Source organism: Pseudomonas sp. TWP3-1 (assembly GCF_049896625.1).
Classification (GTDB): Bacteria; Pseudomonadota; Gammaproteobacteria; order Pseudomonadales; family Pseudomonadaceae; genus Aquipseudomonas.
Window position 1 is genome coordinate 42,188 of the sequence record NZ_JAFCUQ010000004.1, and the last position, 12,388, is coordinate 54,575.

General features: G+C 58.2%; 13 protein-coding genes, 4 tRNA genes and 1 riboswitch. Of the genes, 12 read left to right on the forward strand and 5 right to left on the reverse strand.

Annotated features, from left to right (window positions below; genetic code table 11):
* The first annotated feature begins 40 nt into the window (after positions 1-40).
* Both ACP7BN_RS07225 and astE read left to right on the forward strand, forming a co-directional pair.
* Complete coding sequence (locus tag ACP7BN_RS07225; RefSeq protein ID WP_420646414.1) at positions 41-331, forward strand: topoisomerase II; 291 nt, start codon at positions 41-43, stop codon at positions 329-331.
* Positions 332-343: 12 nt separating this feature from the next.
* Positions 344-1,354 (forward strand): succinylglutamate desuccinylase, encoded by a 1,011-nt coding sequence (gene astE / locus ACP7BN_RS07230; protein ID WP_426202808.1) that lies wholly within the window; start codon positions 344-346, stop codon positions 1,352-1,354.
* 72 nt (positions 1,355-1,426) lie between these two features.
* On the opposite strand, the gene ACP7BN_RS07235 is transcribed toward astE, so the two are convergent.
* Entirely contained in the window at positions 1,427-1,936 is a 510-nt protein-coding gene (locus ACP7BN_RS07235) for a 6,7-dimethyl-8-ribityllumazine synthase (RefSeq protein WP_420646416.1), read from the reverse strand.
* A gap of 103 nt (positions 1,937-2,039) precedes the next feature.
* Positions 2,040-2,211: riboswitch (FMN riboswitch) on the reverse strand.
* Positions 2,212-2,409: 198 nt separating this feature from the next.
* Here ACP7BN_RS07235 and ltaE point away from each other — a divergent pair.
* The 8 genes from ltaE (at position 2,410) to ACP7BN_RS07275 (ending at position 8,519) form a co-directional block, all read left to right on the forward strand.
* Positions 2,410-3,414, forward strand: coding sequence for a low-specificity L-threonine aldolase (ltaE, locus tag ACP7BN_RS07240; RefSeq protein ID WP_426202811.1), 1,005 nt, complete (start codon positions 2,410-2,412; stop codon positions 3,412-3,414).
* Between the two features lie 146 nt (positions 3,415-3,560).
* Positions 3,561-6,179: an alanine--tRNA ligase gene (alaS, locus tag ACP7BN_RS07245; RefSeq protein WP_426202813.1), complete on the forward strand. Its 2,619-nt coding sequence runs from the start codon at positions 3,561-3,563 to the stop codon at positions 6,177-6,179.
* A gap of 90 nt (positions 6,180-6,269) precedes the next feature.
* Positions 6,270-7,511, forward strand: coding sequence for an aspartate kinase (locus tag ACP7BN_RS07250; RefSeq protein WP_420646419.1), 1,242 nt, complete (start codon positions 6,270-6,272; stop codon positions 7,509-7,511).
* A gap of 185 nt (positions 7,512-7,696) precedes the next feature.
* Positions 7,697-7,885, forward strand: a complete 189-nt coding sequence (gene csrA / locus ACP7BN_RS07255) for a carbon storage regulator CsrA (RefSeq protein ID WP_002554426.1) — start codon at positions 7,697-7,699, stop codon at positions 7,883-7,885.
* A 62-nt stretch (positions 7,886-7,947) separates the two neighbouring features.
* Positions 7,948-8,038, forward strand: a tRNA-Ser gene (locus tag ACP7BN_RS07260).
* Between the two features lie 107 nt (positions 8,039-8,145).
* Positions 8,146-8,222 (forward strand) — tRNA-Arg (locus ACP7BN_RS07265).
* Positions 8,223-8,294: 72 nt separating this feature from the next.
* Positions 8,295-8,371, forward strand: a tRNA-Arg gene (locus tag ACP7BN_RS07270).
* Between the two features lie 71 nt (positions 8,372-8,442).
* Positions 8,443-8,519: transfer RNA gene (locus ACP7BN_RS07275), tRNA-Arg, on the forward strand.
* Between the two features lie 19 nt (positions 8,520-8,538).
* On the opposite strand, the gene ACP7BN_RS07280 is transcribed toward ACP7BN_RS07275, so the two are convergent.
* A complete protein-coding gene (locus tag ACP7BN_RS07280) occupies positions 8,539-9,057 on the reverse strand; it encodes a cell envelope protein SmpA (protein WP_426202815.1) in 519 nt (172 codons plus the stop codon).
* Between the two features lie 321 nt (positions 9,058-9,378).
* On the opposite strand from ACP7BN_RS07280, the gene mgtE reads away from it, so the two are divergent.
* Positions 9,379-10,821: a magnesium transporter gene (gene mgtE / locus ACP7BN_RS07285; RefSeq protein ID WP_426202817.1), complete on the forward strand. Its 1,443-nt coding sequence runs from the start codon at positions 9,379-9,381 to the stop codon at positions 10,819-10,821.
* A 124-nt stretch (positions 10,822-10,945) separates the two neighbouring features.
* Here mgtE and ACP7BN_RS07290 read toward each other — a convergent pair whose 3' ends face one another.
* Together ACP7BN_RS07290 and ACP7BN_RS07295 are read right to left on the reverse strand one after the other, a co-directional pair.
* Complete coding sequence (locus ACP7BN_RS07290) at positions 10,946-11,272, reverse strand: Arc family DNA-binding protein (RefSeq protein ID WP_003178899.1); 327 nt, start codon at positions 11,270-11,272, stop codon at positions 10,946-10,948.
* Between the two features lie 12 nt (positions 11,273-11,284).
* Positions 11,285-11,578 carry a hypothetical protein gene (locus tag ACP7BN_RS07295; protein ID WP_420646423.1) on the reverse strand — a complete coding sequence of 98 codons (294 nt, stop codon included), beginning with the start codon at positions 11,576-11,578 and terminating at the stop codon, positions 11,285-11,287.
* Positions 11,579-11,660: 82 nt separating this feature from the next.
* On the opposite strand from ACP7BN_RS07295, the gene phnN reads away from it, so the two are divergent.
* Complete coding sequence (gene phnN, locus ACP7BN_RS07300; protein WP_426202818.1) at positions 11,661-12,233, forward strand: phosphonate metabolism protein/1,5-bisphosphokinase (PRPP-forming) PhnN; 573 nt, start codon at positions 11,661-11,663, stop codon at positions 12,231-12,233.
* Here the strand turns inward: phnN and ACP7BN_RS07305 are convergent.
* The gene (locus ACP7BN_RS07305; protein WP_420646425.1) at positions 12,208-12,387 is read right to left on the reverse strand and encodes a PA3371 family protein; all 180 of its coding nucleotides are present in this window, start codon (positions 12,385-12,387) and stop codon (positions 12,208-12,210) included. The two genes, phnN and ACP7BN_RS07305, sit on opposite strands and share 26 nt — an antisense overlap.
* Position 12,388: the final 1 nt, after the last annotated feature.

The window sequence follows — 12,388 nt, forward strand, 5'->3', positions numbered from 1 at the left end:
AACGGCGCGCGGCTGCATCTCCCGAAGAGAGCGTAAAGACATGAGCGATACCCTGCAGCTGATCCTTGAAGACACCGACGGCACGCAACTGGAAACGTCCTGCACCCGCGTCGCGGTACTGTGGCAAGGCAAAGAGCTGTGGATCCAGCAGGACGGCCGTGGCCAGTTGCTGATCGGCGTGGACGTCGAAGAAGGCGACGCCGAATATGCCAACCTGCTGCTGCGCCCATTGGCGACTAATCTGGTAAGTCTGCAACTGGAAATGGAACCGGCCGACGTCGGCGACGACGAAGACCATGTGCACGGCCCGGATTGCAACCACGACCATTAAGGAAAACGCTCTATGCTCGCCCTCGGCAAACTGCTTGAACTGACCCTCGCCGGCCGCGAACCGGCGGAGAAGACTCAACTGACTGTCGAAGGCGTGCGGATGCGCTGGTTGAGCGAAGGTGCGCTGGAAGTGCGGCCACCCGAAGCACGCGACAATGGCCTGGACCTGCTGCTGTCAGCCGGGATCCACGGCAACGAAACTGCACCGATCGAGCTGCTGGATCGGTTGCTGCATGACATCGCTCGCGGCGACTTGAAGCCGCGCGCACGCATTCTGTTCCTGTTCGGCAATCCGGAAGCGATTCGCAAAGGCGAGCGTTTCATCGAGCAGGACGTCAATCGGCTGTTCAACGGCCGTCACGAACAAAGCAGCGGCTCCGAAGCGCTGCGTGCCTGTGAACTGGAAAGGCTGGCCGCGAGTTTCTTCAGTCTGCCTGATCGTCAGCGTCTGCATTACGACCTGCACACGGCGATCCGTGGTTCGAAGATCGAACAGTTCGCTTTGTATCCGTGGAAAGACGGGCGTCAGCATTCCCGCCGTGAACTGGCGCGGCTGCGTGCGGCGGGCATGGAGGCGGTGCTGTTGCAGAACAAACCGTCAATCGTGTTCAGTTCTTACACTTACGACAAGCTCGATGCCGAGGCTTTCACCCTGGAGTTGGGCAAGGCGCGGCCGTTCGGGCACAACGACGGCGTCAACGTGTCTCTGCTGGAAACCCGCCTGCAACAGATCATCGAAGGCAATGAGCCAGAGCTGGCCGAACAAGGGCTGGACGGTTTGCAGCTGTTCAGCGTGGCGCGCGAGATCATCAAGCACAGCGACAGCTTCCGCTTGAATCTGCCGGCGGACGTCGAGAACTTTTCTGAACTGGAAGTGGGTTACGTACTGGCCGAAGACATCGCCCAGACCCGCTGGGTCATCGAAGAGCCGGGTGCGCGGATTATCTTCCCCAACCCGAAGGTCAAGAACGGCTTGCGCGCAGGCATCCTGATCGTGCCGAGCACCGACGAAAACCTCGCCTGATTCAATCTTTGGGCAAGCCTGTTCCCACAGTGGTTTGAGTGAAGTCCAAGACCTCACTCAACTTGGGTTTAATCAGACCGCTACCGCACGCGGCTCAGTGCGGCGCAATGCTCGCACTTTCAACAGCGTATCCGCACAAGTCTTCGCCGCTTCCTGACCCTTGTGCACGAAATGCTCGAAGAAGAACTTCTGGTGTTCTTCGCCAGCATGGAAGTGGTGCGGGGTCAGGGACACCGAGAACACCGGCACTTCGGTTTCCAGCTGTACCTGCATCAGGCCGCTGACAACGGACTGGGCGACGAACTCGTGACGGTAGATTCCACCGTCCACCACCAGTGCTGCGGCAACGATACCGGCGTAACGACCGGTTTTCGCCAGCAGCTTGGCGTGCAGGGGCATTTCGAATGCGCCGCCAACTTCGAAAAAGTCGATGTCCGATTCCTGATAACCCTGAGCGAGCATTTCGGTAAGGAAGCCTTTACGGCTCTGGTCGACGATTTCCTTGTGCCAGCAAGCCTGGATAAACGCTACGCGCTCGCCGTGAGAGTGTTTGCTTTTGCTGTCGATTGCGGTGGGTTGCATGTTCTGACTCCTGTTTTGTATGAAAAACAGGGCGATATGAATCGAAAGGGATTCAAGGGTGCGCGCACTCGCACGAATGCGGCAGGCGGCCCTTTGGCGTTAATCCCGTTCTCTCTTCATCCGGACTATGACCGTCGGCCCCGGGATCACACCGGGTCTGCTGACCTTGCCGTCGAGCACAGCCATTGCCGTGTCCGTCGCCAAGCGCTCGCGGGCTATGCGCGTTGCGCGCAATTACCGCCGGTGGGGAATTGCACCCCGCCCTGAGAACGTTTGTGCCGCCCTTTGTCGGGCGGCGCAGCGTTTTTAACACAGATTCGCGGGCCGTGCATTGCGCCTTTGTGATGATTGCTATCGAGTTTTTTGACCGGACGAAACGACTTTTCCTGAGCGTGGGCTTGATTAATCCGCGCCATGCCCGCAGTAATCCTCCTTGGTAAAGGGATTTCCCCTGCTGAATTGAGGCCAGGTTCATGAGCGTTATCGATCTTCGCAGCGACACCGTCACCCAACCGACCGCCGCCATGCTCGAGGCGATGACCGCTGCGGACACCGGCGACGACGTTTATGGCGAAGATCCGACGGTCAATCGTCTGGAAGCCGAACTGACAAAACGGCTGGGTTTCGCCGCTGCGCTGTTCGTCCCGACCGGCACCATGAGCAACCTGTTGGGCCTCATGGCGCACTGTGAGCGCGGCGACGAATACATCGTCGGTCAGCAGGCGCACACCTACAAATACGAGGGTGGTGGGGCGGCGGTGCTTGGCTCGATTCAGCCACAGCCACTGGAAGTGCAGGCTGACGGTTCGCTGGATCTGGATCAGGTCGCGGCGGCGATCAAGCCTGATGACTTCCATTTCGCCCGCACGCGGCTGTTGGCGCTGGAAAACACCATGCAGGGCAAAGTGCTGCCGCTGGAATATCTGCTCCGGGCGCGCAAATTTACTCGGGACAACGGCCTCCAGCTGCATCTGGATGGCGCGCGGTTGTACAACGCGGCGGCCAAGCTGGGCGTTGATGCGCGGGACATCACCCAGCATTTCGATTCGGTCTCGGTGTGCCTGTCCAAAGGACTCGGCGCGCCGGTCGGTTCGGTGCTGTGCGGTTCTGTCGAGCTGATCGGCAAGGCCCGACGCCTGCGCAAAATGGTTGGCGGCGGTATGCGTCAGGCGGGATTGTTGGCGGCGGCGGGGCTGTATGCGCTGGATCACAACGTCGAACGTCTGGCCGATGATCATGCCAATGCACAGTTTCTCGCGGACGGACTGCGCGAGGCCGGTTATGCCGTTGAACCGGTGCAGACCAACATGGTTTACCTGCAGATCGGCGACCAGGCCGAAGCGATCAAGCGGTTTGCCGCCGAGCGTGGGATCAAATTGAGTGCTGCCGGTCGTCTGCGGATGGTCACGCACATGGACGTCAGTCGCGCGCAAATCGAGCAAGTGATCGCGACATTCGTCGAGTTTTCGCGCAACTGACAGCGTTAGCCGTCCAATTGACCGTTTCTATCGTATAAACACGCTGTACCCCGCGCGCAGGGCCGATATAATGCGGCCCTTTGCCGTCGCTTCGTCTGTTGACGTTTCGCACAGGCCTTTGGCCGCAGCCTCCGTGGAAGAACCTAATGAAAAGCGCAGAAATCCGTGAAGCCTTCCTTCGCTTCTTCGAAGAACAAGGTCACACCCGTGTAGCCTCCAGCTCTTTGATTCCGGGCAACGATCCAACCCTGCTGTTCACTAACGCGGGGATGAACCAGTTCAAGGACTGCTTCCTGGGCCAGGAAAAACGTGCGTATACCCGTGCGACCAGTAGCCAGAAATGCGTGCGCGCCGGTGGCAAGAACAGTGACCTGGAAAACGTCGGTTATACCGCTCGTCACCACACGTTCTTCGAAATGCTCGGCAACTTCAGCTTCGGTGACTATTTCAAGCACGACGCGATCACCTACGCCTGGACCTTCCTGACTGGCGTTCTGCAACTGCCGAAGGAAAAACTCTGGGTCACCGTGTACGCCTCGGACGACGAAGCGTATGACATCTGGACCCAGAAAATCGGCGTGCCGGCCGAGCGCATGATCCGCATCGGCGACAACAAAGGCGCGCCATACGCGTCCGACAATTTCTGGACCATGGGCGATACCGGCCCGTGCGGCCCATGCACCGAGATTTTCTACGATCACGGCGACCACATCTGGGGCGGCCCACCGGGCTCGCCGGAAGAAGACGGCGACCGTTACATCGAGATCTGGAACAACGTGTTCATGCAGTTCAACCGCACCGCCGATGGCGTGTTGCATCCGTTGCCAGCGCCGTCGGTGGATACCGGCATGGGCCTGGAGCGGATCAGTGCGGTGATGCAGCACGTCAACTCCAACTACGACATCGACCTGTTCAAGAACCTGCTGAAAGCTTCGGCCGAAGCCATCGGCTGCGAGAATGGCGATCAGTCGTCGCTCAAGGTTGTGTCCGACCACATTCGTTCGTGCGGTTTCCTGATCGCCGACGGCGTGCTGCCGTCCAACGAAGGTCGCGGCTACGTGCTGCGCCGGATCATCCGTCGCGCCTGCCGTCACGGGAACAAGCTCGGCGCTACCGGCAGCTTCTTCTACAAGATCGTCGCGGCGCTGGTCGCCGAGATGGGCGAAGCTTTCCCGGAACTGAAAAAGCAGCAGAGCAACATCGAGCGCGTACTCAAGGCCGAAGAAGAGCAGTTCTCCAAGACCCTGGAGCACGGCCTGAAGATTCTCGAGCAGGACCTGCTGGAGCTCAAAGGCACCGTGGTGCCGGGCGACGTGGTGTTCAAACTCTACGACACCTACGGTTTCCCGATGGACCTGACCGCGGATATCGCCCGCGAGCGCAGCCTGACGGTCGACGAAGCCGGTTTTGAACGTGAGATGGAGGCCCAGCGCGTCCGTGCACGTTCCGCCAGCTCGTTCGGTCTGGACTACAACACGCTGGTCAAAGTCGACGTGGCCACCGAGTTCACCGGCTACAAGGCCACCAGCGGTTCGGCGAAAATTGTCGCCATCTATAAAGAAGGCCAGTCGGTCGACGTACTCAGTGAAGGCGAGGAGGGCGTGATCGTTCTCAACCAGACGCCTTTCTACGCCGAATCCGGCGGCCAGATCGGCGACTGCGGTTTCCTCCAGGCCGGCAACGCCCGTTTCGACGTCCGCGACACCACCAAGACTGGCGGCGCATTCCTGCACCACGGCGTGTTGGCGTCGGGCAGCCTGACCATCGGCGCGCCGGTTGAAACCCATGTCGATGCCGAAGTGCGTCACGCCACTGCGCTGAACCACTCGGCCACGCACTTGCTGCACGCCGCATTGCGTCAGGTGCTGGGCGAGCACGTTCAGCAGAAAGGTTCGTTGGTCGACAGTCAGCGCCTGCGCTTCGACTTCAGCCATTTCGAGTCGATCAAGCCTGAGCAGATCAAGGCGCTGGAAGACATCGTCAACGCCGAGATTCGCAAGAACTCTGCGGTTGAAACCGAAGAAACCGACATCGAAACCGCCAAGCAGAAAGGCGCGATGGCGCTGTTCGGCGAGAAGTACGGCGACAACGTGCGCGTGCTGAGCATGGGCGGCGATTTCTCCGTCGAGCTGTGCGGCGGCATCCACGCCAACCGTACCGGCGACATCGGTCTGCTGAAAATCATCAGCGAAGGCGGTGTGGCTTCGGGCGTGCGTCGTATCGAAGCGGTGACCGGCGCTGCGGCGCTGGCTTATCTGAACGCGGCAGAAGAACAACTCAAGGAAGCGGCCACCCTCGTCAAGGGCAGCCGCGACAACCTGATCGACAAGCTGTCGGCTGTGCTCGAGCGCAACCGTCTGCTGGAGAAGCAACTCGAGCAGTTGCAAGCCAAGGCTGCCAGCGCTGCGGGCGACGATCTGTCGGCCTCGGCACTGGATGTCAAAGGCGTGAAAGTGCTGGCCGTGCGTCTCGACGGTCAGGACGCCAAAGCGCTGCTGGCGCTGGTCGATCAACTGAAAAACAAACTCGGCCGCGCAGTGATCCTGCTCGGCAGTGTCCATGAGGAAAAGGTCGTTCTGGTTGCAGGCGTGACCAAAGACCTGACTGGCCAACTCAAAGCCGGTGATTTGATGAAGCAAGCCGCTGCGGCAGTGGGCGGGAAGGGCGGTGGTCGTCCGGACATGGCGCAGGGCGGTGGTGTTGACGCCGGCGCACTGGATGGCGCACTGGCGCTGACCGTTCCATTCGTCGAGCAGGGTTTATAAGACGGCCCGTCGGCCCCGCTGTCTAGTGGCGGGACCGACGGCTGTTCGAGTGATTATTGGGCGCCCTTCATGGGCAGAGGCGGCTTTGAAATGGCTTTGATCGTACAGAAATTTGGAGGCACCTCGGTCGGCACTGTCGAGAGAATCGAGCAGGTCGCCGACAAGGTTAAGAAATTCCGCGATGCCGGCGATGACCTGGTGGTTGTGCTGTCTGCAATGAGCGGCGAGACCAACCGTCTGATCGATCTGGCCAAGCAAATCAGTGGCGACGAGCAACCGGTTCCGCGTGAACTGGATGTCATCGTTTCCACTGGCGAGCAGGTGACCATCGCACTGTTGGCTATGGCGCTGATCAAGCGCGGTGTGCCGGCGGTGTCGTACACCGGCAATCAGGTGCGGATCCTGACGGACAGCGCGCACAATAAAGCGCGTATCTTGCAGATTGATGACCAGAAGATTCGTGGTGACCTGAAGGCTGGCCGCGTTGTGGTTGTCGCCGGTTTCCAGGGCGTCGACGAACACGGCAACATCACCACGCTGGGGCGTGGCGGTTCGGACACCACCGGTGTGGCGCTTGCCGCTGCACTGAAGGCTGACGAGTGCCAGATCTACACCGACGTCGATGGTGTCTACACCACTGACCCGCGTGTGGTATCCGTCGCTCAGCGTCTGGACAAGATCACCTTCGAAGAGATGCTGGAAATGGCCAGCCTCGGTTCCAAGGTGCTGCAGATCCGCGCGGTGGAATTCGCCGGCAAGTACAACGTCCCGCTGCGCGTACTGCACAGCTTCAAGGAGGGTCCGGGTACCCTCATTACTATTGATGAAGAGGAAACCATGGAACAGCCGATCATTTCCGGCATCGCTTTCAATCGCGATGAAGCCAAGCTGACCATCCGTGGTGTGCCAGACACCCCGGGCGTAGCTTTCAAGATTCTTGGCCCGATCAGTGGCGCGAACATCGAAGTCGACATGATCGTGCAGAACGTTGCGCACGATAACACCACCGACTTCACGTTCACCGTGCACCGTAATGACTTCCAGGCCGCACAGACCGTGCTGGAAAACACCGCTCGCGAGATCGGTGCCCGTGAAGTGGTTGGCGACATCAAGATCGCCAAGGTCTCGATCGTCGGCGTCGGCATGCGTTCCCACGCAGGTGTGGCCAGCCGCATGTTCGAATCCCTGGCAAAAGAAAGCATCAATATCCAGATGATCTCGACTTCGGAAATCAAGGTTTCCGTCGTGATCGAAGAGAAATACCTGGAACTGGCTGTGCGCGCCCTGCACACGGCTTTCGAACTCGACGCTCCGGCCCGTCAGGGCGAGTGATGCGTTGTCTGAAGGGCGCGGTCTGACCGCGCCCTTTATTTTTTGAATGGCGCGCCGCTGGATCTGTTCTTTTGCGCGCGCTGGTCAATACTCAGGCATGTAGGGCTGCGATCGCTCCGGTTGTAGGTCGGGTGCCTTTTTTTCCAGACTGTTGTCCCTGAACTGAATTGCGTGAGGATAAAGGTATGCTGATTCTGACCCGTCGGTGCGCGGAAAGCCTGATCATTGGTGATGGCGAAATCACCGTGACGGTGCTCGGCGTTAAAGGAAATCAAGTGCGTATCGGCGTCAACGCCCCGAAAGAGGTTGCCGTGCACCGTGAAGAAATTTACCTGCGTATAAAGAAAGAGAAGGACGAAGAACCAAGCCATTAATTTTTATCGTTTTTTATGTTTGCAAACGGGGAAAAGGTTGGTTAAGATACGCCCCGTGTTGCGGAGAGCTGGCCGAGTGGCCGAAGGCGCTCCCCTGCTAAGGGAGTACACCTCAAAAGGGTGTCGGGGGTTCGAATCCCCCGTTCTCCGCCATTATTTGCTTAGTACGTCGTAATCTGGCTTTTTCGGTAAGTTGTTGAAATTACTAGAAAAAGTGGTTGGAATAGAGATTAGACGGGCTATAATGCGGCGCAACAAATGCACTCGTAGCTCAGCTGGATAGAGTACTCGGCTACGAACCGAGCGGTCACAGGTTCGAATCCTGTCGAGTGCACCATTTAAGAGTCAGTTGTAGCGATGCAAGTGACTTGGCTTCAACCAGATGTGATCTGGTCTATCAAACACACCTGCACTCGTAGCTCAGCTGGATAGAGTACTCGGCTACGAACCGAGCGGTCACAGGTTCGAATCCTGTCGAGTGCACCATTTAAGAGTTAATTGCAGCAATGCAATAAACTTGGCTTCAGCCAGTTGTGATCTGGTCTAAAAACACAAATGCACTCGTAGCTCAGCTGGATAGAGTACTCGGCTACGAACCGAGCGGTCACAGGTTCGAATCCTGTCGAGTGCACCATATACCGAAAAGCCCGCGTTTAACGCGGGCTTTTTGCTGTCCGGGATTTGGTTTTTCCGGTCACGCAGCCTTTCTCATCAAAATCAATTTGTGCACTTCGGCCTTTCTTGAGGTCGTAGCGATAGGTCGTGGTCGAATTACGAATGCCGACCTTGTCCGGTTTGCCGAGTGCGCTTTCCACATCCTGCTGATTCATGCCGACGACAACGCGCTGATTGATGATTGCTTCGCGCCGCTGTCTGGCGTCGATCAGATCTCCACATTTGTCATGGTTTCGTCCGATGACGCCCAACTGGCGAGTTCTGCTATTCATACCGGATGTTTCTTCGTGGCGCGCCTCGGGTAGCAGTGTCACGGTCGAGCCGGGCGAGTAGGGCCGAACTTCCTGTAGCGACAGCTGCTCGTCATTCGCGCAACTAAGCGTGGTGAACGTGATGCTGCCGTCAGGCGCTTCGCAGCGATGCAGAGTGGCCGCATTCGCGGCGGGAGGCAGGTAGAGCAGGGTGGTCAGTACAAAACGAGCTGTTTTCAATGGCATTCGACGTCCTCCATGACGTTACCCGGTCAAGGTTAGTCGCTGCGCCGTCTGCCGCGAGTGTGCTTTCTTTTCAGGATGAGTCGTCGCACTTGCATGGATCAGCGCGGCGCTCAGGTTTGTCTCGCAAGCGCTTGTTTCAAGCTGGATTTTTTAACGTTTAAAACCGTCAGGCGGTGTATCATTGCGCCCGTCAGCCCCGCCGGGGCTTATGGAAAACCTCCATGGACTTACCCAGTAGTTGTTCAGTATCCCGTTTTTCCAATCATGAATTGACTGATTGATCCTTCCGGCGTGCCCCGCTGCTGGGAGTGGAGTTCGCCTATGTCTCAAATCGAAGTAAAGAAAACACAGGAAAGCCTGCAGGATCGCCTGGCTCAAGTCGTTGAGCTGCTGCAGCGCCAGCGGGTCGTCGAAGACCTGACGCATCGCCAGGAAGGCGCACATCATGACCGGGTCGAGAACCTGGTCCACCGGCAAAATCTCGTCGAGTTGCAACGCAAGCTCGATGATCTGCACTCCGCCGACGTCGCCTACATTCTTGAAGCCTTGCCGCTGGACGACCGTCTGACGCTCTGGCAACTGGTCAAGGCCGACCGCGACGGCGACATTCTTCTCGAAGTATCCGATTCCGTACGTGAAACGCTGATCGCCGACATGGACGATCACGAGCTCCTGGCTGCGGCCAAGGACATGGATGCCGACGAACTTGCTGACCTGGCTTCCGAGCTGCCGCGAGACGTCGTCCATGAGCTGATGGAGACGCTGGACAATCAGCAGCGTGAGCGCGTGCGGTCGGCCCTGTCCTACGACGAGGAGCAGGTCGGTGCGCTGATGGACTTCGAGATGGTGACCATCCGTGAGGACGTCAGTCTCGAAGTGGTTCTGCGCTATCTGCGCCGTCTCAAAGAGCTGCCGGGGCATACCGATAAACTGTTTGTGGTCGATTACGACGGCGTGCTCAAAGGCGTGCTGCCGATCAAGCGTCTGCTGGTCAACGACCCGGACAAGCAGGTGGCGGAAGTCATGGCCAGCGATCCGGTGAGTTTCCACCCGGATGAGGACGCCTACGACGCCGCTCAGGCGTTCGAGCGTTACGACTTGATCTCGGCCCCGGTGGTCGACAAGAACGGCAAGCTGATCGGCCGTCTGACCATCGATGAAATGGTCGACCTGATCCGTGAAGAGAGCGAAAGCGAAGTTCTCAACATGGCCGGTCTGCGCGAAGAGGAAGATATCTTCGCCTCCGTGTGGAAATCCCTGCGCAACCGTTGGGCGTGGCTGGCGGTCAACCTGATCACTGCATTTATCGCATCGCGAGTGATTGGCCTGTTTGAAGGCTCGATCGAGAAGCTGGTCGCCCTCGCGGCGCTGATGCCGATCGTGGCGGGCATTGGCGGTAACTCGGGTAACCAGACCATCACCATGATCGTACGCGCGATGGCGCTCGATCAGGTCAGTACCGGCAACACCTCGCGTCTGATGCGCAAGGAACTGGCAGTTGGCTTGATCAACGGTCTGGTCTGGGGCGGGGTGATCGGTGTGGTCGCCTATCTGCTGTATGGCAGCTGGTCGCTGGGTGTGGTGATGACAGCGGCGATGACGCTCAACTTGCTGCTGGCGGCGCTGATGGGCGTGTTGATCCCGATGACGCTGGCGAAGATGGGGCGCGACCCGGCAATGGGCGCGAGTGTGATGATCACGGCCATGACCGACAGTGGTGGTTTCTTCATCTTCCTCGGGCTGGCGACAATTTTCCTGCTCTGATCTTGCTGCATCGAAACAGCCCGCCGAAATGGCGGGCTTTTTCATGCTGGCGCAAAAGCCAAGAAGCCAAATCGCGGACAAAAAAAAGCCAGCAATCATGCTGGCTTGAGATGTTTGGTGTGAATCAGGAAGCGTCTGCAGCCATTTCAGCGTCGTGAGCGATCAGCGACACCAGGGCGTTCTGCTGGCGGTGGGACAGTTGGCGGAAGCGTTGCAGCAGTTCGCGTTCGTGCAGTGACAGCTCCGGGCTGTCCAGACGCATGCTCAGCTCTTCGCCCAGTGCGCCTTCCTGAATAAGACTCTGCTCAAGGCGCGCGATGATCTCGGAGTTCATGCTGCGATGATGGTTGCGAGCCACTTCGGCAATGCGTTCACGCATTCCGTCTGGCAGACGTACGACAAACTTGTCAGCCGTACGGCTGGAATAAATTGCCTGTTTCAATGGGCGCATATATTTAACCGGTTAGTTCAGGGGAGCGGTTTCGGGAATGGCCGCAGGATGTGTGGTAGGACAAGCATCCGCGCCAAATGGTTCAACCTGAATTGCTAAGAGGCGGGCATCATGCCTCAAAATTGCCAGATCATTGGCGCCAATTCTGTGACAAATATTGATCCGGGTAAAGGCGTAATGCCAGCACCAATTATCAGAAATGCGGACTGGTTTGAAAAGATTGCTCTGGCCCGCATGGTTGACCGCATCCTGAAACACGCCGAGTGGTGCCCAAAGGCCTCGGAACGTGCATGCTGTGCGGTTCAAACCCCTCGTTCCCTACCTTGTACAGGATAGTGGCAATTTGCCGATTTACTAGGGCTAACACCCACTGGAGGGCGTTTTCAGGATGGATGGCAGGGTTATTTACCTGATGGGACCTTCGGGTTCTGGCAAAGACAGTCTGATCGAAGCCGCGCGTGATGGGTTGCGCGAGCTGAAGTGCGAGGTGGTGCGCAGAGTCATCACTCGTTCGGCAGAGTCGGTGGGCGAAGACGCTATCGGCGTGTCGTCTGCGGAGTTCGCGAAACGCCGGGAGGCAGGAGAGTTTGCGTTGGCATGGCGCGCCAATGGGCTGCATTACGGCATTCCCGCTGAGATGAACCGGTGGCTGCAATCCGGTCAGCATGTGCTGGTGAACGGCTCTCGTGGATATCTGTCGCAGGCGTTGGAACGCTATCCGACGCTGCTGCCCGTCATGTTGACGGTCAAGGATGAGGTGCTGCGCCAGCGCCTGCTCAAACGCGGAAGAGAAGGGCTGGCGGAGATTGATGCACGTCTGGGTCGCAATGCGCTGTTCGTTGCGCCTGAGACACTTGGAGAAACACCCATTCATCTGTTGGATAACTCGGGCGATCTGGCGGAGACCGTCGCCCGGTTGCTGGATTGGATCAGACTTAACGTAGAACAGGATCGAATTTGATTCTGCGGCCAATAACCAAAGCCAGGATGAATCCCACAGCAAACACGGCGCAACTGATCAGAGGCGGGGAAATCTTGGCCTCATCGAACAGCGAAAAATGCAAAACGCCGCTCAAGAGCGCGAGGATTAACAATCCCGTGGCTGATTTGGACATG

Coding starts and splice junctions, on each gene's coding strand:
- ACP7BN_RS07250 (WP_420646419.1), top strand. CDS start 6,270: ATGGCTTTGATCGTACAGAAATTTGGAGGCACCTCGGTCGGCACTGTC.
- mgtE (WP_426202817.1), top strand. CDS start 9,379: ATGTCTCAAATCGAAGTAAAGAAAACACAGGAAAGCCTGCAGGATCGC.
- csrA (WP_002554426.1), top strand. CDS start 7,697: ATGCTGATTCTGACCCGTCGGTGCGCGGAAAGCCTGATCATTGGTGAT.
- ACP7BN_RS07280 (WP_426202815.1), bottom strand. CDS start 9,057: ATGCCATTGAAAACAGCTCGTTTTGTACTGACCACCCTGCTCTACCTG.
- ACP7BN_RS07235 (WP_420646416.1), bottom strand. CDS start 1,936: ATGCAACCCACCGCAATCGACAGCAAAAGCAAACACTCTCACGGCGAG.
- phnN (WP_426202818.1), top strand. CDS start 11,661: ATGGATGGCAGGGTTATTTACCTGATGGGACCTTCGGGTTCTGGCAAA.
- ACP7BN_RS07305 (WP_420646425.1), bottom strand. CDS start 12,387: ATGTCCAAATCAGCCACGGGATTGTTAATCCTCGCGCTCTTGAGCGGC.
- ACP7BN_RS07290 (WP_003178899.1), bottom strand. CDS start 11,272: ATGCGCCCATTGAAACAGGCAATTTATTCCAGCCGTACGGCTGACAAG.
- ACP7BN_RS07225 (WP_420646414.1), top strand. CDS start 41: ATGAGCGATACCCTGCAGCTGATCCTTGAAGACACCGACGGCACGCAA.
- alaS (WP_426202813.1), top strand. CDS start 3,561: ATGAAAAGCGCAGAAATCCGTGAAGCCTTCCTTCGCTTCTTCGAAGAA.
- astE (WP_426202808.1), top strand. CDS start 344: ATGCTCGCCCTCGGCAAACTGCTTGAACTGACCCTCGCCGGCCGCGAA.
- ltaE (WP_426202811.1), top strand. CDS start 2,410: ATGAGCGTTATCGATCTTCGCAGCGACACCGTCACCCAACCGACCGCC.